The sequence below is a fragment of the Geotalea toluenoxydans JCM 15764 genome (assembly GCF_001311985.1).
In the GTDB taxonomy this organism is placed as follows: Bacteria; Desulfobacterota; Desulfuromonadia; order Geobacterales; family Geobacteraceae; genus Geotalea; species Geotalea toluenoxydans.
Window position 1 is genome coordinate 48881 of sequence record NZ_BBCJ01000021.1, and the last position, 21006, is coordinate 69886.

At 57.9% G+C, this 21006-nt stretch carries 22 protein-coding genes, 4 pseudogenes and 3 riboswitches; of the genes and pseudogenes, 15 read left to right on the forward strand and 11 right to left on the reverse strand.

Annotated features, from left to right (window positions below; translation table 11 throughout):
• Positions 1 to 30 precede the first annotated feature (30 nt).
• The 12 genes and pseudogenes from JCM15764_RS28540 (at position 31) to JCM15764_RS23925 (ending at position 9173) form a co-directional block, all read left to right on the forward strand.
• Positions 31 to 840 carry a molybdopterin-containing oxidoreductase family protein gene (locus JCM15764_RS28540; protein ID WP_054696799.1) on the forward strand — a complete coding sequence of 270 codons (810 nt, stop codon included), beginning with the start codon at positions 31 to 33 and terminating at the stop codon, positions 838 to 840.
• Positions 788 to 1372, forward strand: a complete 585-nt coding sequence (locus JCM15764_RS28545) for a molybdopterin-dependent oxidoreductase (protein ID WP_054696802.1) — start codon at positions 788 to 790, stop codon at positions 1370 to 1372. Before JCM15764_RS28540 ends, JCM15764_RS28545 begins: the two co-directional genes overlap by 53 nt.
• A 26-nt stretch (positions 1373 to 1398) precedes the next feature.
• Positions 1399 to 2094 carry a molybdopterin dinucleotide binding domain-containing protein gene (locus JCM15764_RS14080; RefSeq protein ID WP_243689032.1) on the forward strand — a complete coding sequence of 232 codons (696 nt, stop codon included), beginning with the start codon at positions 1399 to 1401 and terminating at the stop codon, positions 2092 to 2094.
• 21 nt (positions 2095 to 2115) lie between these two features.
• Complete coding sequence (locus JCM15764_RS14085; RefSeq protein ID WP_054696808.1) at positions 2116 to 2298, forward strand: hypothetical protein; 183 nt, start codon at positions 2116 to 2118, stop codon at positions 2296 to 2298.
• 30 nt (positions 2299 to 2328) lie between these two features.
• Positions 2329 to 4298, forward strand: a pseudogene (locus tag JCM15764_RS14090) (aldehyde ferredoxin oxidoreductase C-terminal domain-containing protein).
• Complete coding sequence (locus tag JCM15764_RS14095; protein ID WP_054696810.1) at positions 4285 to 4824, forward strand: 4Fe-4S dicluster domain-containing protein; 540 nt, start codon at positions 4285 to 4287, stop codon at positions 4822 to 4824. The pseudogene JCM15764_RS14090 and the gene JCM15764_RS14095 overlap by 14 nt, the downstream one beginning before the upstream one ends.
• Before the next feature lies 1 nt (position 4825).
• A complete protein-coding gene (locus JCM15764_RS14100; protein ID WP_054696813.1) occupies positions 4826 to 5311 on the forward strand; it encodes a DVU_1557 family redox protein in 486 nt (161 codons plus the stop codon).
• Positions 5312 to 5356: 45 nt separating this feature from the next.
• Positions 5357 to 5992 carry a DVU_1556 family methyltransferase gene (trsM, locus tag JCM15764_RS14105; protein WP_243689033.1) on the forward strand — a complete coding sequence of 212 codons (636 nt, stop codon included), beginning with the start codon at positions 5357 to 5359 and terminating at the stop codon, positions 5990 to 5992.
• Positions 5989 to 6429 (forward strand): DVU_1555 family C-GCAxxG-C-C protein, encoded by a 441-nt coding sequence (locus tag JCM15764_RS14110; RefSeq protein WP_054696816.1) that lies wholly within the window; start codon positions 5989 to 5991, stop codon positions 6427 to 6429. The genes trsM and JCM15764_RS14110 overlap by 4 nt, the downstream gene beginning before the upstream one ends.
• Positions 6430 to 6452: 23 nt before the next feature.
• Positions 6453 to 7819: pseudogene (gene trsS / locus JCM15764_RS14115) on the forward strand (radical SAM (seleno)protein TrsS).
• Positions 7816 to 8451: a phenylacetate--CoA ligase family protein gene (locus JCM15764_RS23920; protein WP_243689035.1), complete on the forward strand. Its 636-nt coding sequence runs from the start codon at positions 7816 to 7818 to the stop codon at positions 8449 to 8451. The pseudogene trsS and the gene JCM15764_RS23920 overlap by 4 nt, the downstream one beginning before the upstream one ends.
• A gap of 5 nt (positions 8452 to 8456) precedes the next feature.
• Positions 8457 to 9173 (forward strand): phenylacetate--CoA ligase family protein, encoded by a 717-nt coding sequence (locus JCM15764_RS23925; protein WP_243689036.1) that lies wholly within the window; start codon positions 8457 to 8459, stop codon positions 9171 to 9173.
• 45 nt (positions 9174 to 9218) lie between these two features.
• On the opposite strand, the gene JCM15764_RS14125 is transcribed toward JCM15764_RS23925, so the two are convergent.
• From JCM15764_RS14125 to JCM15764_RS14160, 11 genes and pseudogenes are all read right to left on the reverse strand, one after another.
• Positions 9219 to 9935, reverse strand: a complete 717-nt coding sequence (locus tag JCM15764_RS14125) for an ATP-binding cassette domain-containing protein (RefSeq protein ID WP_054696819.1) — start codon at positions 9933 to 9935, stop codon at positions 9219 to 9221.
• A gap of 7 nt (positions 9936 to 9942) precedes the next feature.
• Complete coding sequence (locus tag JCM15764_RS14130; RefSeq protein ID WP_279384457.1) at positions 9943 to 10584, reverse strand: ABC transporter substrate-binding protein; 642 nt, start codon at positions 10582 to 10584, stop codon at positions 9943 to 9945.
• Positions 10581 to 10754 (reverse strand): hypothetical protein, encoded by a 174-nt coding sequence (locus JCM15764_RS29960; RefSeq protein ID WP_279384458.1) that lies wholly within the window; start codon positions 10752 to 10754, stop codon positions 10581 to 10583. The genes JCM15764_RS14130 and JCM15764_RS29960 overlap by 4 nt, the downstream gene beginning before the upstream one ends.
• Before the next feature lie 122 nt (positions 10755 to 10876).
• The gene (locus JCM15764_RS26915; protein ID WP_279384459.1) at positions 10877 to 11347 is read right to left on the reverse strand and encodes a porin; all 471 of its coding nucleotides are present in this window, start codon (positions 11345 to 11347) and stop codon (positions 10877 to 10879) included.
• Positions 11299 to 12117 carry a porin gene (locus tag JCM15764_RS26920; RefSeq protein ID WP_279384460.1) on the reverse strand — a complete coding sequence of 273 codons (819 nt, stop codon included), beginning with the start codon at positions 12115 to 12117 and terminating at the stop codon, positions 11299 to 11301. The genes JCM15764_RS26915 and JCM15764_RS26920 overlap by 49 nt, the downstream gene beginning before the upstream one ends.
• 101 nt (positions 12118 to 12218) lie before the next feature.
• A riboswitch (molybdenum cofactor riboswitch) is annotated at positions 12219 to 12336 on the reverse strand.
• A gap of 90 nt (positions 12337 to 12426) precedes the next feature.
• A riboswitch (molybdenum cofactor riboswitch) is annotated at positions 12427 to 12545 on the reverse strand.
• Positions 12546 to 12613: 68 nt separating this feature from the next.
• Positions 12614 to 12961: a TOBE domain-containing protein gene (locus tag JCM15764_RS14140; RefSeq protein WP_243689037.1), complete on the reverse strand. Its 348-nt coding sequence runs from the start codon at positions 12959 to 12961 to the stop codon at positions 12614 to 12616.
• A gap of 147 nt (positions 12962 to 13108) precedes the next feature.
• Positions 13109 to 13956 (reverse strand): annotated as a pseudogene (locus tag JCM15764_RS14145) (HesA/MoeB/ThiF family protein).
• A 1-nt stretch (position 13957) separates the two neighbouring features.
• Positions 13958 to 14182 carry a MoaD/ThiS family protein gene (locus tag JCM15764_RS14150; protein WP_054696822.1) on the reverse strand — a complete coding sequence of 75 codons (225 nt, stop codon included), beginning with the start codon at positions 14180 to 14182 and terminating at the stop codon, positions 13958 to 13960.
• 60 nt (positions 14183 to 14242) lie between these two features.
• Positions 14243 to 15971: pseudogene (locus tag JCM15764_RS14155) on the reverse strand (aldehyde ferredoxin oxidoreductase family protein).
• Between the two features lie 34 nt (positions 15972 to 16005).
• A riboswitch (molybdenum cofactor riboswitch) is annotated at positions 16006 to 16123 on the reverse strand.
• A gap of 899 nt (positions 16124 to 17022) precedes the next feature.
• Positions 17023 to 17169 (reverse strand): hypothetical protein, encoded by a 147-nt coding sequence (locus tag JCM15764_RS29965; RefSeq protein WP_279384462.1) that lies wholly within the window; start codon positions 17167 to 17169, stop codon positions 17023 to 17025.
• The gene (locus JCM15764_RS14160; RefSeq protein ID WP_279384463.1) at positions 17166 to 18125 is read right to left on the reverse strand and encodes an iron-containing alcohol dehydrogenase; all 960 of its coding nucleotides are present in this window, start codon (positions 18123 to 18125) and stop codon (positions 17166 to 17168) included. Before JCM15764_RS14160 ends, JCM15764_RS29965 begins: the two co-directional genes overlap by 4 nt.
• Positions 18126 to 18630: 505 nt before the next feature.
• Between JCM15764_RS14160 and JCM15764_RS14165 the strand changes: the two genes are divergently transcribed.
• The 3 genes from JCM15764_RS14165 to JCM15764_RS29970 all read left to right on the forward strand — a co-directional run bounded on the left by JCM15764_RS14165 (position 18631) and on the right by JCM15764_RS29970 (position 20987).
• Entirely contained in the window at positions 18631 to 18825 is a 195-nt protein-coding gene (locus JCM15764_RS14165; RefSeq protein ID WP_054696826.1) for a hypothetical protein, read from the forward strand.
• 71 nt (positions 18826 to 18896) lie between these two features.
• Complete coding sequence (locus tag JCM15764_RS14170) at positions 18897 to 20237, forward strand: radical SAM/SPASM family putative metalloenzyme maturase (protein WP_054696829.1); 1341 nt, start codon at positions 18897 to 18899, stop codon at positions 20235 to 20237.
• Positions 20238 to 20462: 225 nt separating this feature from the next.
• Positions 20463 to 20987, forward strand: coding sequence for a hypothetical protein (locus JCM15764_RS29970; protein ID WP_279384464.1), 525 nt, complete (start codon positions 20463 to 20465; stop codon positions 20985 to 20987).
• Positions 20988 to 21006: the final 19 nt, after the last annotated feature.

Sequence of the window (21006 nt, forward strand, 5' to 3'; positions counted from 1 at the left end):
GATGTGTTTGAGAATTGTAAAGGGGGGAATATGTCAGAACAGAACAGGAAAACGGTCTACTCCGCTTGTGCCCTTTGTTATCACAGTTGCGGGACGGAGGTGGATGTGACGGATGGGCGGGTGACGGCCATCCGGGGGCAGCAGTCCCATCCCCTGAACAAGGGGAAGCTCTGCCCCAAGGGACGGGCAACCCTGGAGCATCTCTATCATCCCGACCGGCTCACCCATCCATTGAAGCGGGTTGGTACCGGATATGAGCAAATCTCCTGGGAGCAGGCTCTTGCGGAAATCGGGGCGAAGCTGAACGGACTGAAGGAGGAGTATGGCCCGGAAGTGCTGGCCTTTTTCTGCGGCTCCATCGGCGTGGAGAACCTGGAGATCGTCTCCCTGACTCACCGCTTCCAGGGGGCCTTCGGCACCCCCAACTTCTTTTCCGTGGAGAGCATCTGCTTCAGGATGCGGGTCAGGGCACGGCAGATGACCTTCGGCAAGTATGTGGTGGAAGAGATGGATTCCAATCTCTACATCCTCTGGGGGCACAATCCTGCCGCCTCCGATTTCCCCCTGGCCATGGCCATGGCCGAAAATATGAAAAAGGGTGCAAGGGTGGTGGTCATAGATCCCCGGCGCATCGCCATTGCCGACAAGGCGGACATGTATCTGGCCATCCGGCCCGGTACGGACGGTGCCCTGGCCTTGGCGCTGATCCACGTCATGATCGACGAAAAGCTCTACGATGCCGACTTTGTGGAGAAATGGACCTACGGCTTCGATAAGCTGGTGCCCCATGTGCAGCAGTACACCCCCGAATGCCGAAGCGGTCACCTCGGTAAAAGCTGATGATATAAGGAAACTCGCCCGTTTATTTGCCGGTACCAGGGGCGCCGCCATCTACCACGGCACCTGTACCCAGGACCAGTGCGCCAACGGCAGCCAGACCGACCGCGCCTTCGCCATCCTCCAGGCCATCTCCGGCAACATCAATGTTCCCGGCGGTTGGGTGGCCGGCCCCCGCCTGAACTTAAGCGACATCACCCTCCCCATTCCGGGCACGCCCCTGGGGGCTGAAGAATACCCCCTTTTCCACCAGTTCTGGGGGAGAACCAGCCCCTACGGCGTCATGAACATGGTTCCCGAGAGCATTCCCGGCAAGATCAAGGCCTTCATCGTCGCCGGTGGCAACCCCCTGGTGACCATGCCCGACTCCAACGCCCTGCAGGAGGCCTTCGACCGGCTCGATCTCCTGGTGGTCTACGATCAGTTCATGAGCGAAACCGCCCGTCATGCCCATTACGTGCTTCCTTCCGCCATCACCTGGAAGGGTGGGGGCTTGGCTACAACTACAACGTCTGTCATTGCCTGCCTTACCTGATGCTGCGGGAACCGGCGGTGGCGCCCTTGGGGGAAAGCAGGACGACGCTGGATTTCTACAAGGGGCTGGCCGATGCCTGTGGCTTCGGCGAACTGTTCCCCTGGAAGGACGACCGGGAGCTCATCGAGCACGAGGTGGCGCCCAGCGGCCTGGATTTCGACACCCTGCTCGCCGGCGGGGGAGAGATCTTCCGGGAAAAGACCTACGGGCTCCAGGGGCGCCCCTTTCCCACACCTTCGGGAAAGATCGAGATTTACAGCCACGCCTTCGAGGAGGCTGGCTTCGATCCGCTTCCCACCTACCTGGAACCGTTCAAAAGTCCCCAGGGGCCGCGATGGCAGGAGCTTGGGGAAAAGTATCCGCTGGTCCTCGCTACCGGGACGAGGACTTTGTACTTCAACGGCTCGCAGCTGCACAACATCGCGTCTTTGCAGCGTTTCGAGCCCCATCCACGTGCGGAACTGGGGCCGCAGACGGCAGCCGCGTACGGCATAACCCATCAGGATGAGGTAATTGTCGAGACCGACCGGGGCTGGGTGCGGATGACGGCCGATGTGAACGAACGGACCATGGAAGGGGTGGTGCTGGTCCCCCACGGCTGGGAAGGGGACGCCAACTGCAACCGCCTCACCGACGCCAACTGTCGAGAGCCGATCATGGGCTACCCCCAGTGGAAAGGGCTGTTGTGCAGTATCAGGAAGGCAAGCCATACGGACAAGTAACCATACCGAGGAGGCAACACAATGAGATACGAAGCGGTTGGCTGTTATATGGAAGTCAATGTGGCAACGGGGACTGTCGAGCGGGTGGCACTGGACGCGGATGAGATGCGGCAACGGCTCGGCTGTCCGGATGTGGGCATTGGGGAAGCATGCGCAGGATTTTGCCAGCATTCGCTGCCGATCTGCCTCCGCATAGGGGAATAGCATTGTTTTGAATATCTACGAGGAGGAAACATGAGATACGCAGAAGCGGGATATTTTCTGGAAGTGGATCTGGCCACCGGCAACATTGAGCGGGTGGCGACCGATCCCAGGTTGATGGAACTCCATCTCGGCGGACTGGGGACCAGTGTCAAAGTACATTGGGACCGGGTGCCGCCGGAAACGAAGGCATTCGACCCCGAGAATCTACTGGTATTCAGCACAGGACTTTTAAACGGCACGCCTGTTTTCAGCGCCAACCGCACCGTCGTCTCATTCATCTCGCCACAGTCGGACACCCTGGCCTATCCGATGATGGGTGGATTCTTCGCTGCGGAGATGAAATATGCCGGCTACGACAAGATCATCTTCAAGAACAAATCTCCCGACTGGATCTACCTCTATGTAAACAACGACAAGGTTGAGATCCGCGATGCGTCCCATCTCGTGGGGCGGGGCGCCGTCGAGACCCAGGAACTGATCCGCAAGGAGCTGAGACAGCCGAAAGCCAGGTAGCCGCCATCGGCATGGCCGGTGAGAACAGGGTCTTCACTGCCTCCATCGAGCAGGCACGGTCGAGCGCCAGCAGGCTTGGCGGCGGCGCTGTCATGGGGGATAAAAAAATAAAGGCAGTGGCTATCCGCGGCACCGGCGATGTCTTCCTCGCACGGCCAGAGGAGTTCATGAAAGAACTGCAAGGGGTGACCGATTACATCAACTTCCGCAATACCAATCCGATCAAGGACGTAATGACCATCATGTCCGGGATCGGTTCCCCCCAGGAGATGCTGCACACCGATGAAAAGTGGCACACGGAGAACTTCGCCTGGGGCAATGCCCGTACCCGGCGGCGGGATTTCTGGACCGATGAAATCGATGCATCGTGGACCAAATCGCAGCATGGGGCGGTGAAGCGGCTCATCAGCTGCTTCAACTGTCCCCAGCACTGCGGAGCCTTGATTTCCCACAAGGACACCCCGCGCTACATGGCAAAATGCTTCGGCAAGCTCACCTATGCCATGGCCGCCTATGTGGACGACCTGGATTTTTCCTGGAAGATTCTCCAGCGCGCCACGGAATACGGGGTTGACTCCTTCTCCACGCCGCAGATCCTGGCCTTTGCCGTCGAGCTCTATGAAGCCGGCATCCTGACCGACAAGGATTTACCCGGATGCCCGAAAGACAATGAAGGGCGGTTCTTTTGGCTCCTGGACCGGGTGGTGCGCCGCGAGGGGATCGGCGACATTCTTGCAGACGGCGTTTATTTCGCCGCCCGCAAGATCGGCAATGGCGCCGAGGCCTTCGATCACAACACCATCAAGAAACATGAGCAGCTCCCGGTCAAGCTGGGCACTCTCGACCCGCTCTATTTCCTCATGTACGCCACCAACGAGAAGATAAGCATTACCCAGATGGAGGGACAGTGGCCTCAGTCCGCCTTCCCCACCATGGAACAGCGGGAGGAATTCGTCCGCGATTGGCCCCAGATTCCCGATGAAAAGTTCAAGCAGTATGTGCTGGACTGGGAACTGAGGGGAGAAAAGGCGATCCCCTATTATCCAACGCCTCCCATGTGCAGTGAGATCGTCGATTGGATGGAGATGATGCACAACATCGACGATGCCGCCGGCATGTGTTGCGGCATGTCCTCCTTCTGTCTCAAGCCCCCCTACCACATCCACAACTACCCGAAACTGATTTCGGCAGCGACCGGCATGGACCTGGATGAGGCCGGCCTGAAGAAGATTGCCAACAGAAGCCGGAATCTGCACCGGGCCTACAACAACCGCAAAGGGATCAGGAGAAAAGACGAAAAGCCGCCGGCAGATCATTGGAAAAGAAGGTTTCCTGAACTGGAGGAAGAGCTCCTCTCCACCTATTACAAATACAAGGGGTGGAATGATGACGGCATCCCCACGAGGGAAAAACTGGAGGAGTTGGATTTGGGCTATGTTGCAGATGACCTTGAAAAGAGGGGGATACTGAAAAATGGCAAAAATTAAGAAAAAGATCAGAACGATTACCGTGAATGCCGACAAGTGCAACGGTTGCCGGACCTGCGAAATCATGTGTTCCGCCTTTCATGCCGTTCCACCATACAGCAGCAACAACCCGGCCCGGTCCCGCATCCAAGTCATCACCAACCGGCTTGAAGACATCTGGATGCCGGTCTTTGCCGGGGAATACACCGAGTCGGAATGCATGGGGCGCAACAAGTACATCATCGACGGCAAGGAGTACAGCGAGTGCGACTCCTGCCGGGCCTCCTGTCCGGCCCGCGACCTGTTCAAGGAGCCCGACTCCGGCCTGCCGCTCAAGTGCGACATGTGCGAGGAGGAAGACGAGCCGGTCTGTGTCAAATGGTGTCTCGTCGATGCCTTGAGCTATGAGGAGCGGGAAGAGGAAGTGGAAGAAAAAGACGTAAAAGCAACGGCAACGGAGATGGAGATCGGTCTCGAATCGCTGGTAAGAAAGCATGGCTTGGAGAAGGTCATGGACACGGTGGCACGCCTGTCACCGAAGGGATGACATGAGCGACGATGGACAGCTGCAGGTACAGATGACCGATGAGGTCCGGCAGCTTTTGCAGGAGCGGATGATCCTCTTGGACGACGTGGAGAGGGTCATCCTCCAGGCGGAGGGCACCGGCAGGAAGCTGATCAATCAGGCTACCGGCAGGTTCCTGGCGAGTCTCCGGCCGAAAGCGGTCACCTTTTGGGTGGAATACAGCCGGGAGGGGGAAGAGTATCGGGTGCATACCGCCTATTCCCACCGCATGGTCATGAAGTCCAGCGGCACCACCGCCGAATGGGAGAAAACCGGCAAAGCCGCCGGCGACTGGACCTGCAACCAATGCGGGATTCCCATTGAGGAGCAGACGGTAAGGCTGCAGTACATGCAGTCGATTTTTCCCATCAAGCTGCCTGCCTGTTCCGGGTGCGGCTTCATCCTTATCGACGAGGAACTGGCCACCGGCAAGGTGGCCGAGGCGGAACAGGCGCTGGAAGACAAGTAGGAGGCGGAATCGTGAACGTCGACAGGTGCGAATGGTCGCAGTTTCATGACACCCTGGGTCCGTGCATCAGGCCGGGAGGGACGATGCTTACCGAGCGAGCGCTGCAAGTCTGCTCCCTCCCCGCCGGCGCTGGTCGCCGATGTGGGGTGCGGCGCCGGGGGCACCCTGCAGTATCTGGAAGAAAGCGGGTATTTTAATCTGGTGGGCATTGACCTCTCAGAGACCCTCCTTGCTGAAGCTGCCACCCGCCTTGCCACGGCCCGCCTTCTCCGGGGAAGCGCAGAAAAAATCCCGTGCAGCAGCCGAAGTGTCGATCTCCTCTTGTGCGAGTGCGTCCTCTCCGTTCTCCAGGACCAAGAGACGGCGCTGGATGAGTTCGCACGGGTGGTGAAGGCAGGGGGATTTCTGGTAATAAGCGACCTCTTTAACAAACATGGCGGCGGCATGGCCGGGCTCCTTTCCCGTGAGACGCTCATGGGACTCCTCACAGCCCGCGGGTTCACGCCGCTCCTGTGGGAGGAACACAAACAGCTCCTCAAGGAGTTCGTGGTCCGCATGATCTTTGCCGGCCACCCGTGGCGGTGCCGACAGAACCAGGCGGCACGGGGAGGCAAGGACTCACCCGACAGCTATTTTCTCCTGATCGCCCGCAAGGGCAACGAAATGGATGGTATGGCATGAACGAGATATTTCTGGATCTGTTGAGACTGAAGAGCAAAGGATACTGTTGCGCCCAGATCATCATCATCCTGGCTCTGGAGGCCCAGGGGAAGAATAATCCCGATCTGGTCCGGTCGGCGGGGGGGCTCTGCTTCGGCATCAACTGGAGCGGCGAGGTCTGCGGCGCTGTTGGGGGGAGTATCCCTCCTTGCCTTTACGGGGGAAAGGGGACGGACGACGAGACACCCGACCCGGATTATCAGCGTATGACGGCAGAACTGGTGGATTGGTTCGGGGTGTTTACCGACGAGGCATGCGGCGGCAGGCGCTGCAGCGATATCCTGGATAAATTCCCTGACCATAGCATGTGCGGCCGGATCGTGGTCGACACCTATGGGAAATGCCATGAAATCCTCCAGCGAAACGGGCTAGACCCTGCCGTCGGCAGGAACGGGTGAGCAGCGTGGAAATAACGGAACCCATGAAAACTGAAAGCGTCTGCCCGGTCTGTTTGCAGAGGGTAACGGCAACGCGTCTGACAGAGGGTAATGAAGTGTTCCTGACCAAGGAATGCCCGGAGCACGGTCCCTTCAGAACTGTCATTTGGCGCGGCGAGCCATCCATGGCCGAGTGGCGGCGGCCGAAGGAGCCTGTCCATCCGGAAGTCTGCTATGGCGCCGTAGATAAGGGATGTCCCTTAGACTGCGGCCTCTGCGCCGATCATCGGCAGATGCCCTGCTCCGTTCTCCTTGAGGTGACCCAGCGTTGCAATCTCCAGTGCGCCGTCTGTTTCGCCGATGCCGGACCCGGAGAAACAGCGGATCTTTCATTGGAGCGTATCTCCTGGCTACTGCAGCGGTCAATGGTTGCAGCAGGCCCATGCAACTTGCAGCTATCGGGGGGAGAGCCAACTGCGGGACGACCTTCCCGAGATCATCGAGCTGGCGCGCCGAGTGGGCTATTCCTTCATCCAGCTCAACACCAACGGCATCCGTCTGGCCGTGGAGCCGGCCTATGTCAGGCGCCTTGCCGATGCCGGCCTTGCCTCGGTGTTTCTCCAGTTCGACGGGGTCGACGATGTCATTTATCGCACTGCGGGGAGAAGCGCTGCTGGAGCGGAAACTCCGGGCGATCAGGAATGCCGGGGCGGCAGGGCTCGGTGTCGTACTGGTGCCGACCCTGGTCAAAGGAGTAAACACCGATGCCGTCGGGGCGATTGTGCGGCAGGCCTTGCAGATGGCCCCCACGGTGCGGGGGATCCATTTTCAGCCGGTCAGCTATTTTGGTCGTTTTCCTGGGCAGAACGCCGACACTGAACGTTTTACCCTGCCGGAGCTGATGCGGTCCCTTGAGGAGCAGACGGCGGGGCTGCTCAGAGTAGCCGATTTTTCTCCTCCTGGCGGCGAGCACGCCCACTGTTCCTTTCACGGCACCTACCTCTATGCCGGCGACGGCTCCCTGCGCCCGCTGGGTGCAAGTGACGGAGACAGCTGCTGTACCCCTGATTGCGGCAGCGGCGGCATCCGCAAGACCGTGGACACCGTCTCCCGCCGCTGGCGGTCCTCCTCAAAGACGGCAGAATGCTGCTGCAGCGGCAACAGTCCAGAGCCTGCCAGGGCCGAAGGACCGCTGGACCTGGATGCATTCCTCGATGCCGTCAGAAGCGGGACCTTCACCATTTCGGCCATGGCTTTCCAGGATGGTGAGAACCTGGACCTGGAACGTCTGCGGGGCTGCTGTATCTCGGTGATATCAGCAGAAGGGAATCTGGTCCCCTTTTGCGCCTACAACCTGACTGGCAGGGACGGCAGGAGCCTGTACCGTCCGCGATGGGAGGATGCGCCATGAAGAAAACACCGCTGGAAAAATGGATTGGCGGGAAGCTACCCGATACTCACGGGAGCCTGTCTGAGCGGATCGACCGCTATCAGCTGCAGAAGCTGCGGGAGACGGTGGCCTACGTACGGGAAAGGAGCAGCTTCTACCGCGGCCTCTATGATGGTGTGGTGGATGATCCGGCCCGGGATTTCGCTGCGTTTTCCCGGCTCCCCTTCACCACTGCCGGCCATCTGCGACGGGAGGGGATGAAGATGCTCTGCACCTCCCAGGACGAGATCGAACGGGTGGTAACACTGCAGAGTTCCGGCACGACCGGGCCGCCGAAGCGGCTTTTCTTCACGGCTGAGGACCTGGAGGCGACCATCGATTTCTTTGCCCACGGCATGGCCACCCTGGTTGAACCCAAAGATACGGTTATCATTTTTCTGCCGGGCACTCTGCAGGATAGTGTCGGGGATCTCCTGGCCCGGGCACTGGTCCGGACAAAGGTGAAACCGGTGGTATGGGGACCGATACGGGATGCGGCGGCAGCACGTGCTGAGATCATGCAGCATCCCAATTCCTGCCTCGTCGGGATTCCCACCCAAATCCTGACCTGGCACGGGGGGATTATGGGAGAATTATTCCCCATGGCTGGGTAAAGAGCGTGCTGCTTTCCACCGACTATGTGCCGGCAGCCATCGAGCGGGAGCTGGAGCGATGCTGGGGCTGCCGCGTCCTTACCCACTACGGGATGACGGAGACCGGTCTGGGAGGAGGGGTCGAATGCGCAGCCGGCGAGGGATATCACCTGCGAGAGACCGATCTTTATACCGAGATTATCGATCCGGTCAGTGGCCTGCTGCTACCGGACGGGGAAGAAGGGGAGGTGGTTTTCACCACCCTCAGCCGCAAGGGGATGCCGCTGGTCCGTTACCGGACGGGAGACCGGGCGCGCCTGATCACGACGCCCTGTTCCTGCGGCACTGTTTTGAAGCGTCTGGGACGGGTTCAGGGAAGGATTGAAACCGAGGTACATCTGAAAGATTGCCAGCGTCTCAGGATGTCTGACCTTGACGAGGCCCTCTTCCCGATTCCCGGTGTTCTCGACTTCATTGCACAGGTCGACTCACAGGGGGGACGGGACCAGTTTCGGCTCTGCATCCATGCTGTACCTGGGGGAGAGGAAAGGGTCGCCCGGCGCACCCTGTCCGCTTTGCTTCATGGGGCGGTAACCGGAACACTCTTCAAGGAAAAGGTGTTGTATCTGGAGAACATTGCTTTCAGCAACACCGGATGGATGGGGAACGGGGTCGTTAAACGTCAGATCCAAGACCGGCGCGTGTCTGACACTGTGCAGCTCCTGCACTGCAGTTCCGGCTAAAAAGGAGGCGGGCAGCAGATTTAATCTGCTGCCCGCCTCCTTTCGTCAAACCTGCAGGGCAGGCAGCGGCAGCAAATGACGAAGAAAAGTCCTTTCTTCTTCCATGGCCGGTGCAGCCAGACGCCCCCCCTGCAGCCGTATGGGTTTGCAGGGAAGCCGCTGCTGCTGGTCGGGATCATGTGAAGACATGACCACCGTGGTCCCCATGGAAGGGAGGGCGGCTATGACTTCTTCAAGGACGCGGGCGCTCTTCTGGTCCACGTTGGCCAGTGGCTCATCCAGGAGCAGCAGCTTCGGCCTCAGTGCCAGCGCCCTGGCCATGGCCACCCGCTGGGCTTCGCCCCCCGACAGTTCCGTGTGCTTGCGCAGTTGGAAACCATCAAGCCCGACAGTAGCCAGGGCTTCAGACACAACTTCCCGTGCCTTGACACCTCCCATACCTCGCAGGGAAAGGCCATAGGCGACATTATCGTAGACGTTGCCGCGAAAAAGGTAAGGGGACTGGTGGAGAAGGGTGACTTGCCGGCGCAAACGGGTCATTGTTCCCCTTTTCCAATCGACCCGCTCGCCGGAGAAAAGCAGGTCCCCACGATCGGGGCGAGTCAGAAAACCCAGTATGTTGAGAAGGGTGCTCTTGCCGGAACCGTTCGGCCCGGCAAGAAGATACAACTCACCCTCCCCTATGGCCAGCCGGTTCAGCTGCAAGGCAATGGTGTTGCCATAACTCTTTGCTACGTTTTGCAGTTCGATGATGTTCTGCATAGGCCTGCTACTTCTTGCCGTAGATGAAAAACACCGGCTCCCCGTATGCCTTGTAACCGGCAATTATCTTCTGTCCCTCCGGTCCGGTCACATACTCGATAAACTTCATGGCCAGGTCGTACTTCACATGGGGATGTTTCTTGGGATTGACGGCGATGACCCCATAGGGATTGAAAAGCCCCTTCTCCCCCTGGAAGAGGACGGTCAGATCGGTCTTCTTTCCCTTAAAAGCGTTGTAGGTCCCGCGATCAGTCAGGGTGTAGCCTCGGCGCTCGGTAGCCATGGTGACGACCGGTCCCATCCCTTGGCCAGCCTCCACATACCAGCCCCCCTTCGGCTCCACTCCGGCAGATTTCCAGAGCTCTTTTTCCTTGATATGGGTTCCCGATTTATCCCCCCGGGAAATAAAGGTGGCCCCTTTGGCGGCAATCATCTGCAGCGCCTCGGCAGCGGTTTTGGCCCTGGCTATTCCGGCCGGATCATCCTTCGGCCCGATGATGACGAAATCGTTGTACATGACGTCGCGGCGGTTGACTCCAAAGCCGTCGGCGACGAATTTGTCTTCCAGCTTCCTGGCATGGACGAATACCACATCCACGTCGCCGGCTTCACCCAGCTTGAGCGACTGGCCGGTGCCGACGGCAATCACGTCAACCTGGCAGTTGTTTTTCTTCTCGAAGGGGGAAGCAGGACTTTAAGCAGTCCCGAATCCTGGGTCGAAGTGGTGGTGGACATCTTCAGGCGCTCTTCGGCACCGGCCGAAGCGCAGAAGAGAGCAAGGGAGGTTAATGTTAATAAAAGGATGCGCCACTGTTTCATTGTTTTTCTCCTTTTTCCCACAAGATACTTACATTTTATCCAAATCTGCCGGTATTTGTTCTGGAGTGGAGGGGTGAGGTTTTCCTGGAAACAGGGGGCAAGCCCCCTGTCTTTTTAACCTGTTAAAAGATCACCTGTGCCTGTAGGCGATAGATCATATCGTCCGTTCTCCCTTTGCTTTGATCGTGGCTGTTGGTGATATCCCCCTGAAGCTTCAGGTTGTGCTTGTTGAAATAATAGGAAACCGCCCCCTGGGTATCGACCTGTTGGTCGTTTGCCTTGTCCCGGTTGGGATCGACAAAGGAGTAGCGGAAGGCCAGCTCCAGCTTCTTCGGAATGATGCAGTAACCGGCCTGGGCATAGAAGCCGTGGGCGCGGAGGGTCTTGTCGCTGGTGTGGCCGTCAGCCTGTCCCAACAGGTACTCGGCTTGGGCGGAGGCGCCAAGCCATTTGAATGCGGCATCGACGCCGTAGCCGTTGATGTCGATCTTCTCGCCGGTGGTGAAGGTACCAATTCCTTTGCCGAGCCAGCCGGTTGAACCGGCTAACGTAACATTGTTGGTTTCGAAGGCGGTAGCTGTGCTTTTCTGCAAGGTATTGCGATAATAGTTGGCTCCCACCGAGAGGAGGGGTTTTTCGCTCTGATCCAGGTCCCCCTCGCATAGGCCATCTTGCCGAATGGGTTTGCCGTTATCCTGGCGGCATAGGCATTGTCGTTGGAGGTACGGAAGGTACTCTGGCCGGCGCCGCCATAATAACCCAGCTCATAGGTGGCGATGCCGCCGGCCACAGCTCCGTGAACCTTGACTCCAGCCTCATAACCGGGGCGGAACATGTCCGAAGCGGTGGAGCGGTCGACGAACTGCTGGGAACCGGAGGAATTCAGCCATTGCCGGCCGAACGGCACCTTGGTCTGCCCGGCCAGAACCTGGGCTTCGTCGACAAACCGGTAATTCAGGTAGGCATGTTCCAGGAGCTTCGATGAACCACCCTGAACAAAATCCACCTGGAGCAGGTAAGTGAGGTCCTTGGTGTAGGCATAGCCGTTCAGCCAAAACTTCATGCGCTTGACCTCAATCTTGTTGGAGTCCCTGCTGGTACCGTTGTCGTCGGCATCCGTGAAAGTGTAACGGGTCTGGAGCCTTCCTCCCAAAGAAAGCTGAAACTTTTCATCGGCAGAGGTCAGGGTGAAACCCTTGCCCGGCTTGTAATTCAGCGGCTTGCTCCTGGTTACTTCCTTGTAATCTTCTTCGGTGATGACTCCCTTCTCCTTGAGCACATCCTCAAGCGTCTTGGCATGGACTCCCGGGATGAGCACCAAGCCCATTGCCACCACTGTTGCTGCGAAGCTGCGTTTCTTCATTGTACCCTCCTGTTCTGTGATAACAGGGGAAAAGGTCTCCCCCAAATGCATCAAAGAGTCTCTCCGCAGATGGGAAGAGGCCCTTGAATACAGGAACAGGTCCGGTACCCTGAGGCTCTCCTTTCCAAAAGGGAGGCGCAGCCGTTTCCAGCGGCACCCGTTAGCCGGCCGCCATGGGGGATCCCTTTAAGGCGGTGCGGCTCGGAGAGTTGAAACTTATCTATTGGTTTTGAAGTCACGTGTACGCACGTGATCAGCCATAAACAAAAAGGGCTCCTTTGGATAAAGGAGCCCCTTGAACGCAATCATGGCGTGGCGAGAGGTTCTCCTTTTCAAAGGAAGGTCCTGCCGTTTCCAGCAGAGCCCACAGGCCTGACGCCATGGGGAATATTCCCGGTAGGCGGACAGGCTCGGAGAAAGTTCGAGCATTCAATTGTGGTAAATTAGTACCATTATGTCATTAATCTGTCAAGCAGGAAAAAGCGGCCCTATGCCTTTACGGCAAGGATGACACTGGAGCCTTGAAGATGGCGCTGACCTGATCCCCTTCCTGCAATGCCATGGCAGCGACGCTCCCTTTGGTGATGATGGAGGTGATGATACCACTCCCCTGCAGTTGTATGGAGATCTCTGCATTGACACTGCCCTGCTCGATTTTCTTGACCGTGCCCAGCAGGACGTTACGGGCGCTGAATTTGAGCCCGGTGTTTCCCTTGGTGATAATAACCAGCGGGGCTTTGACGAGGGCGAACGTCTCCATGCCTTCCTTGATACCCATCTCCTCCAGGCTGGCATTGGTAATGACCGCTGCAATCGTTTCCCCGCTGTCGAGGGAGAGATCCACCTCGCATTGATCGCCCCTTTTCTGACCGTTGTAACCTTGCCCGCCAGGAGATTTCTCGCACTGATGTTCATGGTGACATCCTCCTCAAAGTTGGCATTTTCTCCTTTGAGTATGTCCCCGTATGCCTTGATGTCAACAGGAGAGTAATTACGCCGCTCGCACCAGCTCCGCCGGCGCCGCGTACGAGACATCGAAGATCTCCATCTCCAGGAGGTCGATGCTTAACTTCCGATGACGCAGGAGCTCCCCTTTGCCAAGGAGGATCTTGCAGACCTCCGCCACCTGCAGGCTAGCCACCACAGCCGGAGTGAAGGAAGGATTCCCCAGCTGCTTTTCGATCCCCTTCCCTTCCACCCAATTGCGATAGGTGCGCTGGATGGTGGTGTCCCCCGGTAGCTGGGTGGCAACGTGACCGTACCAGCCCCGATTGCCCCGTAGACCATGGGAATGTCCATCTCCGTGCAGGTTTCAGCCAGTTCAAGGCGAAAGGAGATGCTGTCCAGGGCATCGACCGCCACCGTCACCCCCTGCAGGAGCTGGTATCCATTTTCCTTGGTGAATGCCTTCTGGACCGCTTCCAGCGTTACCGCCGGATTTATTTCCTTGATGCGGGCCGCTGCAGCATCGACCTTGGCTTTCCCGAGGGAAGCCGGAGTCGACAGCAGCTGGCGGTTCAAGTTGTGTTCCTCGAAGATGTCCGGATCGATGGCCACAATATGACCAACACCCAGCCTGGCCAGTTCCTCGATAATATACCCCCCCAGCCCGCCGCAGCCGATGACAGCCACCCGGCTGTTGAAGAGCTGCAGCTGCTCTTCCGTGGAAACAGTACTTCGATTCCGCTGGTAGCGGGCCGGTAGCAAGCCCTGCTCCAATATCCGCTTCTCAACCGCCGCCAGGCTCAGGCCGAACTGCCCGGCCGCCTCCAGCTGGGCAGCCCAGGGGAGCAGATCCCCCGCCGCTCGTTCCCATAGAAAGTCCACTACCTCATCCATATCAACCTCCTCCGACCAGAGGGAAAAGGGACAGGGTGTCACCCTGCGCAAGCAGCTGCCCCAGGAGAACATGGCGACCATTGATCAGAACAATGCCGATCTCCTCCTCAGTCAGTCCCAGGCCCGCCGCGATGCGGCGGCAATCGGTCCCTTCCGGCCACTCCTGCTGCTCAATCTTGAATCTGCCGTTTCTGAAGGTGGCAAACAATTTAACCGTTATATTCACGAAAGCCTCACATGCCTGAATCCCCCGGCGTGATGCCGGGGGATCGAGGTTTACAGCCGTTTAAAAGTTCCAGAACTCGTCGATTTCCTCATCGCTGAAGTCCCAGACCGCATTGTGGGGTGCCACCGGCTCGGATTTGAAGAACTCGGGCAGACGGTCGTGCTCCTTGGTGAAGCCCGCCTCGATGTTGAACTTGCGCTCGGTCTTCAGCACCTGTTTTCCCAGATTGGTGACGTCGTCGCCGGTGAGCGAGATGCCGAAGCGGGCATTGATCATGTCGATCAGGGCGGGGAGGCACTCGGGAATATCCAGGGCCGGGAAGGCAACGAAAATGCACATGCCGGTGGAATCGACGGCAGCAGTGGCAATCTGCAGGTTGCGGGAAAGCTCCACCTGGCCGTCCTTCTTCAACGGGTCGACGAAGCCCCCCACATTAAGGATATTGGTGGCGATGGTGTAACCGGAGGTGTGGTCCGCTCCCATGGTGGAAGTGGCGTAGGTGATGCCGATCCCCTTGACCGAGCGGGGGTCATAGGCGGGAATCGCCTGGTTCTTCACCACCGGTACGCGGGTAACGCCGTAGGCCCTGCCGACGCTGCCGGCGCCGCCGCCCAGGATGCGTCCGAGGGGGGTCCCTTTGCCGATCTCGTCGGTGAGCAGGCGCAGCATCTCTTTGCTGTCTCCGAAGGGGAGGATGCCCGCCTCCATGGCCACGCCAAACATGACCGCCGTCTCGATGGAGTCGATGCCGATATCATCCATGATATTGTCGGCCAGGGCGATATCATCCAGATTGTCGATGCAGCAGTCGGCGCCGAGCCCCCAGATGGTCTCGTATTCGAAGCCGGAGGTAAGATACTTGCCGTCCTTGTCGTGGTAGACCTGGGAGCACTGGATGATGCAGCCGGCATGGCAGCCGTGCTTCGGCTTACCGCCACGGGCAACGATGGTGTCGTGCAGGGTCTCGCCGGAGATCTTATCATGCCCATCGAACTGGCCGATGGTGAAGTTTTTCGTCGGCAGTCCGCCGGCCTCGTTGAGGATGTTGACGAGAACGTTGGTGCCGTAAGTGGGGAGGCCCTCGCCGCTGACCGGGTGGTCCAGGAGCGCCTTGGCAAAGGTGCGGGCCGCTGTCTTGAATTTCTCCGGTTCGGCAATCTTGACCCCGGGAGCCCCTTCGTCATTGATGGTGATGAACTTGATCTTCTTGGAGCCCATGACGGCCCCCAGACCGCCGCGGCCATGGCTGCGGATCTTGCTGTCCGGGTCCTTGACCGAGATGTTGGCGGCGGTCATCTTCAGTTCACCGGCCGGGCCGATGGTGAGGATGCCGGTCTTCTTGCCCAGGCGTGCTTCCAGGGCCTCGATGACGGCGAAGTTACCCTTGCCGACCAGTTCGCTCTCCTCCTGAACAGTAACCCCCTCCTTTGAGACATGGAGGCTGTACACTTGTCCGCTTTGGGCAGCCCCTCGATGATCAGGGCCTTGACCCCCAGACGGGCCAGCATCTGGGCCGCAGTGCCGCCGGCGTTGCTCTCCTTGATGGTGCTGGTAAGGGGGCTCTTGGCACCGGCCGAGAGGCGGCCGGAGTTGGCAGCGGGGGTACCGGTGAGAAGGCCGGGGGCAAAGACCAGCTTGTTGTTCTCGCCCAGGGCATGGCAGGTGCAGGCACTTCAGCTGCAACGATGGTGGAGGTGAGGCCGCGACCCCCCAAACCGGCCCAGGCAGTCGGTACCGACTCGGTCTTGGTGCTGAGCTCGGTCATGTTGACGCGTAAAATCTTGTCCATATTCTTTATCTTCTCCCGATCATAGTGTTTACCCGCAAGGGCTTGCTTACTCCTTTCCGAAAGGGAGGCTCCGCCGTTTCCAGCGAAACCCGCAGGCCGGGCACCATGGGGTCGATCCCGTTAGGTAGCATGGCTCGGAGATATTGCTGCTTTTAGAGCTCTTACCACGAAGCCACGAAGAACACGAAGGAAGCTCTAAGCTTAAAATCCAGAATCTTTTTTCCGTAAAAGACCTTTTGACCTTTTTCACCACTAAGACACTGAGACCACTATGAAAATCAAAAACGAATTATCTGCTTATTGAACACTGCTTATAGATGTTTGCTCTTAACTTAGTGTCCTTAGTGCCTTAGTGGTTAGTGAGAATTTGCCTTTCTTCGTGTCCTTCGTGTCGGTCGATCCCGTTAGGTAGCATGGCTCGGAGATATTGCTGCTTTTAGAGCTCTTACCACGAAGCCACGAAGAGCACGAAGGAAGCTCTAAGCTTAAAATCCAGAATCTTTTTTTCCGTAAAAGACCTTTTGACCTTTTCACCACTAAGACACTAAGACCACTATGAAAATCAAAGACGAATTATCTGTTTATTGATCACTGCTTATAGATGTTTGCGCTTAACTTAGTGTCCTTAGTGCCTTAGTGGTTAGTGAGAATTTGCCTTTCTTCGTGTCGGTCGATCCCGTTAGGCTGCATGGCTCGGAGATATTGCTGCTTTTAGAGCTCTTACCACGAAGCCACGAAGAGCACGAAGGAAGCTTTAAGCTTTAAATCCGGAATCTTTTTTTCCGTAAAAGACCTTTTGACCTTTTTCACCACTAAGACACTAAGATCACTAAGAAAATCAAAGACGAATTTTCTGCTTATTGAACACTGCTTATAGATGTTTGCGCTTAACTTAGTGTCCTTAGTGCCTTAGTGATTAGTGAGAATTTGCCTTTCTTCGTGTCCTTCGTGTCTTAGTGGTGGATTGAGTTTTGTTGCCTCTGTGCTTCCGTTTACATCGCTGCCTTATAAATCTCGATCACCTGCTCCAACGTCGCTTTCCGCGGATTGGTCAGCTGACAGGCGTCTTTCTTGGCATTCTCGGCATGATCTTCAGGTCAGCTTCCTTCACGTTCAGCTCTTTCAGTCCGGCAGGAATGCCGATGGAGGCGGAGAGCTTGCGGATGGCGGCGATGGCTTTTTCTGCAGCCTCGGTCACCGAAAGGCCGGCGATGTTCTCACCCAGGCAACGGCGATGTCGGCAAACCGTTTCGGGCAGGCAATCAGGTTGAACTGGCTGACGGCCGGCAGCAGGATGGCATTGCAGACGCCGTGGGGGAGATTGTAGAAACCACCCAGCTGGTGGGCCATGGAATGGACATAGCCGAGGCTGGCGTTGTTGAAGGCCATGCCGGCAAGGTACTCGGCATAGGCCATGGCGTCGCGCGCCTCAAGGTTGTCGCCGTTGGCTACGGCAACGCTCAGATTGGCGGCGACCAGTTCGATTGCCTTGATGGCGCAGGCATCGGTGATGGGGGTGGCGATGGTGGAGACGTAGGCCTCGACCGCATGGGTCAGGGCATCCATACCGGTGGCAGCGGTGAGTGCGGGAGGCTTGCCGACCATGAGGACCGGGTCGTTGATGGCAATGTTGGGAGTGCAGCGCCAGTCGACGATGGCCATCTTTACATGGGTATCGGTGTTGGTGATGATGCAGAAGCGGGTCATCTCGGAAGCGGTGCCGGCGGTGGTGTTGATGGCCAGGAAGGGAGGCATGGCCTTGGTGGACTTGTTGACCCCTTCGAAATCGCGGATGTTGCCGCCGTTGCCGATGACCAGGCCGATCCCCTTGCCGCAGTCGTGGGAGCTGCCGCCGCCGAGGGAAACGATGCCGTCGCACTTGTTGTCCTGGTAGACCTTCACGCCCTCATGGACGTTCTTGTCCGTGGGATTGGGCTCGGCGCCGTCGAAGATAACCGCCTTCAGCCCTGCTTCCACCAGCTGGGCCTTGATCTGATCCGCCACGCCCATTTTGGAAAGACCGGCGTCGGTAACGATCAGCAGGTTGGTGGCACCCAGTGCCTTGGCCTGGGCACCCGTTTCCTTGGAGCAACCTACCCCCATCAAGGAAACTGTTGGAATGAAGAACCCGTACGTTTGTTCTGCTAATGCCATTGTTGCTCCTCCTTGTATTTATGTGGAATCAACCACATTGGTTTTTTTCTGCCTTGAACCATCTCCTGCATACGATTTTCTAAAACGTTTTTTTACAATACCGCAAACCCTATACCAACAATTTTACCAGCCGCCATATTTCTGGAAACACCTGGGGCAACCAGCTGTAAAAACCGACAGTTGGACCTCAACAGCCGTCCCCCTGACAATCCTTGCACAGTGAACCTTGTTCTGAAACGGCACACTATGGCTGTTCCAAAATGGAGCACATGTCATAGTCTGGAACGCTCCCTTTCATCCTTACCGGCGGTAAAAAGTTCCCTGATCCCCTTTTCACCACTCACAGTAAAAGGGCCCAATTCCCCTGTATTCAACGGATTCGTCCCTATCCACAGCCACCCGGTCTACCTGTGTATTGAGAGCTTGGTACCGAAATTGCCTCTGCCCATTTCCAGCTGCGATCTTCAATTCCAAGGTTGCCGGTATCCGAGAAGGAGAAAGAAAGATGGCAAGAAAGTACAACAACCCGAGAAAGCCCTACATTGTTTCCATGCGCGTCACTGACGAAAAGATGGACAAGTTCCGCCAGATCATGGAAAAGACCAATCTGTCTGCAGCGGACCTCATGCGTGACGCTTTCAACCTGTTGCGGCAGCAGTGGGAGTTGTCCCACAGCACGCACATGCCCTTGCAGAACTGATGCTGCACACGTAAGCCAATCAGGGAGGCTTTACCAGGCATGCCGTTGCCAGAAACGACACAAGGATGACCATGCAAAACTGCACTGCCGCCATGACACTCGAACAACATCACCCGGCGGTCGATTCCGCCCTGCTCCCCTACCCATCCAAGCTCTTCGTGGAGACCACCAGCCGCTGCAACCTGAGCTGCGTCATGTGCATGAAACAGAGTGACGGTGACGCCCGGGACGGCGATCTTGACCTTGTGACCTTCGCCCATCTCGAACCCGCCCTGTCGAACCTGTATGCCCTGATCCTGAACGGCGTGGGAGAGCCTCTGCTCAACTCCCGCCTGGAACAGTTCATCACCCGGGCGAAAAAGTTGATGCCGGCACACAGTTGGATCGGTTTCCAGAGCAACGGCCTTCTGCTTACCAACATGAGGGCCATGACCCTGCTCGATGCGGGGCTGGACCGGATCTGCCTCTCCATGGACGGCGTCGACAGTACCACCTTCGGCAGCATCCGCACCGGCAGCCAGTTGCTGGACTTGCAGATGGCCTTCGAAGCCCTGGCTGCCGCCAAAGCGGTGTGCGGCCGACCGGACCTGGAGATCGGCGTTGAGTTCGTGGTCATGCGGAACAACCTCAGAGAACTCCCAACCGCTCTCGAATGGGCTGCCGCACGGGGGGCAAGTTTCGCCATTATTTCCCACCTGCATCCGTTCCACGAACCCCATCTGGAGCAGCGGGCCTATGACACCTGTACCGACGAGGCAATCCAGCTCTTCCAGACATGGAAGTCCAAGGCAGAAGTGATCGGCATCAACATCCTGCGTTACTTCGACCTGCTCTGGAAATACCGCAAAACAGCAGAGGAAATGCGGATCATTGATTTCGTCGAAGCCATGAAGGCCGACGCACGGGACCGCGGCATCACCCTCGACCTGAAACGGCTCTTTGCCATGGATTTCGGCAACGTCGAAGAGACCATGGCCATCTTCGATCAGGCATTCGGGGTAGCGCGGAAAATCGGCATGGACCTGAGGCTCCCTGAGGTGGTCAAGCGGGAAAAAAGGGGTTGCGCCTTTATCCAAGAGGGTGGCGCTTTTATCTCCTGGAACGGCATGATGCATCCCTGCTATCACCTCTGGCACCGCTGTCAGTCCTTTGCCAACGGCTGGCTGCAGCCGGTGAAACCGAGAGCTTTCGGCAACGTGGCGGAACGGGGCCTCCTGGAAATCTGGAACAGCTGTGAATTCCGCACCTTCAGGCAGAATGTCCTTCGCCATAACTACCCATCCTGCGCCGGCTGTAACTGCTCCCCCTGCGACCTGGTGCAGAAGGAGGATTTTGCCCAGGATTGCTATGTGAATACCGAGCCGTGCGGGAGTTGTCTGTGGAGTTCGGGGGTCTTCAGATGTTTAGATTGAAGGGACGCCATATTTGAGCGCTAGCTGCGTTGGATCGTCATCGGCTCGTCAGCGTACAGGTAGTACGCTTCCGTCGCCTCTTCCTCGCCGCCTTGCTATCATCTCAAATCTGGCGTCCCGGGCCGCAGCATTAAGCTGGAAAAAAGGCATATAAACCAAAGAAAGGTCATACATGTACGAAGTACTCAGCAACGACATCCTGCACCCAACCTCCACCGGCTGGTGGTGCGGGCGCCGCGTATAGCCCCGGTGCGAAAGCCGGGACAGTTCGTCATTATCCGCCTCGACAGGGGGGAGGAGCGCATTCCCCTGACTATCGGCGATGCCGACCCGACCGCCGGGACGATCACTCTCTTCATCCAGGCCATCGGCGCTTCCACCCGCAGGATCGTTTCCGTCCCGGCAGGGGGCACGATCCTGGATGTGGCCGGTCCCATGGGCAAACCGACCCACCTGGGCAACTGGCGGCGGGTAGCCTGCATAGGCGGCGGTGTCGGCACTGCCGTTCTCTTTCCGCTGGTCAAGGCCCTGGCGGCTACGGAAAGCCACATCACCACCATCATCGGCGGCCGCTCCAGCCAATATGTGATCCTGGCCGACGAGCTCAAAGCCCTTTCCGGGCAACTCCTCATCACCACCGAGGACGGCTCTCTCGGCCGCAAGGGATTCGTCACGGCGGTTTTGTCCGATCTGATCGCCGATCCGGCAAAAAACCGGACGCCGTCTTTGCCATCGGCCCGGTGCCCATGATGCGGGCCATCGCCGAACT